The organism is Streptomyces sp. NRRL WC-3549 (assembly GCF_000721935.1).
Taxonomy (GTDB): domain Bacteria; phylum Actinomycetota; class Actinomycetes; order Streptomycetales; family Streptomycetaceae; genus Streptomyces.
Window position 1 is genome coordinate 21,106 of sequence record NZ_KL585402.1, and the last position, 2,139, is coordinate 23,244.

The window sequence follows — 2,139 nt, forward strand, 5'->3', positions numbered from 1 at the left end:
CGGCAGCATGGGCTCCTTCGCCCGCAACTCCACCAGGCAGAACATCGCCAGCGCGACGAGACCGCCGACGAACAGGCCGATGATGACCGGCGAGCCCCAGGCGTACTCGTTGCCGCCCCAGCTCGTCCCCAGGATGAGCGCGCTGGCGCCCACCGCGACCAGCGCGATGCCCAGGTAGTCGATGACGGGCCGCCCCGCCGCCCGGACGGAGGGGATGGTGCGGGCCGCCGCGATGACCACCACGATCGCGATCGGCACGTTGACGTAGAACGCCCACCGCCAGGTCAGATGGTCCGTGAAGAGGCCGCCCAGCAGGGGACCGACCACGGTGGCCACCCCGAAGACCGCGCCGATCGCCCCCTGGTACTTGCCCCGGTCGCGCAGGGGGATCACGTCGGCGATCAGCGCCATCGACGTGACCATGAGCCCGCCCGCTCCGACGCCCTGCACCCCCCGCCAGATGATCAGCAGCAGCATGTTCGAGGCGAGACCGCAGAGGAACGAGCCGGTGATGAAGACGACCGCGGAGATCTGGAAGATCAACTTCCGGCCGAACAGGTCACCGAACTTGCCGACCAGGACCGTCGCCACGGTCTCCGCGAGCAGATAGGCGGTGACCACCCAGGACATGTGCTCCGCACCGCCGAGGTCCGACACGATGGTGGGAAGAGCCGTCCCCACGATCGTCTGGTCCAGGGCGGCCAGCAGAATCCCCAGGACGATGGTCGCGAAGACGATGTTGCGGCGGCGGGGGTCGAGCACGGGCGGCGCGGTGGCACTCTGCGGGGCGGGGGCGGTCTCGCTGGCAGTGGTCACCCCTGCACCCTCACACCGGGCCCCCGGCCCCGCATGCCACGAGGGTCCGGACGAGTCAGCCCGAAACGGCCCGCAGCGCGGCCTTCAGCCGGTCCACGAACGCCTCACGGTCCGTCTCGGGGACGCGGTCCAGGGAGAGATACGGGTTGAGGTCCTCCAGTTCGACGAGCAGCAGGTCCCCCTCGTCGGTCCGGCACGCGTCCACGCGCTGGATGCCGTGCGTGAGCGTGTTCCACTCCACGAAGAGGCGGGCGAACTCCAGGTCCCGGGCCGTCGCCTCGTACGGCTCCAGCACCCAGCGGCGCTCCGGGTCGGGCGCGTACAGGGCGTACCGGAATTCCCGGTCCAGGAAGAAGAAGGACACCTCGTACCGGAAGCCGACGCGCGGCTGGACGAGCAGGGTGCCGTCCGCGGCGCCGGACAGCGACGGCTCCCGGGTGAACCGCAGCCCCACCGAGTCCGCGCCGAGCTTGGGCTTCACCACGTACGCGTCGGACCGGGGGAGCAGGCCGAGGTCGGCCGTGCGGTCCACGGTCGGTATCACCGGGAGGCCGGCGCGGCTCAGCTCGACCAGATACTGCTTGCCGGCCATGTCCCCGCGCCCGTCCAGGCTGTTGTAGACCCGGATGCCCAGCTCCCGGGCGCGGGCGCGGAAGGCGTCGTAGGCCTCCCGGTGGTACACCACCGGCCCGCTGTTGCGTACGACCACGAGATCGAACCGGTCCAGCAGCGCCGCCGCGTCCGCCGGGTGGCTGAGGGCCAGGTCGAACTCCTCGCGCAGCCGGGACGCCAGGAAGACGTCCTCGTCGCCGTAGCGGCGTCCGCGCGCCGGATAGGCCAGGTCGGTCACGTACAGGACGGAGGGGCGCGGGGCGCCGGAGGCGGTGTTCACAGTACGTACTCCCACGGGTGATGCGGAACCGGACCACGGTCAACGACCGGGGCGACGCCACCCGTTCACGACCCCACAGGAGTCCTCGTGCCCCGGCGCCGCCGCTGCCCGGCATTTTCCCGCCCGCCTCCGCCGCCGGCCCCGCGGGGCCCACCGCACCACGCGCGAGAGCGTCCTGACCACCGGCGGTGCCTGCTGGTCGGCCGCCCGGGCGTTCGTGCCCGGCCGGCGATACCGCGTGGGGCCCCCGCCGCCCAGAGCGGAGGCGGTGCCGGTGGCGGACCAACTGCGCGGCGCGGCGACGGACCGGCGGAACACCGAGGGGTCACGCCCGGTCGGGCAGGGGCCGTCACCCGGGGCCCGGCCGCCGTGCCACCGGTGCGTCGTTCCGCACCGGTGGGAGGCGCAACGGCTGTCTCTTATACACATCT

General features: G+C 72.4%; 2 protein-coding genes. Both read right to left on the reverse strand.

The features are described from left to right. Nucleotides 1-816 (reverse strand): MFS transporter (locus tag IH13_RS0117280; protein WP_031085417.1); only part of this gene is annotated, 816 nt, incomplete at its 3' end. A 55-nt stretch (nt 817-871) separates the two neighbouring features. Further along, the gene (locus IH13_RS0117285) at nt 872-1,708 is read right to left on the reverse strand and encodes an ATP-grasp domain-containing protein (protein WP_031085419.1); all 837 of its coding nucleotides are present in this window, start codon (nt 1,706-1,708) and stop codon (nt 872-874) included. Between the last annotated feature and the right edge of the window lie 431 nt (nt 1,709-2,139).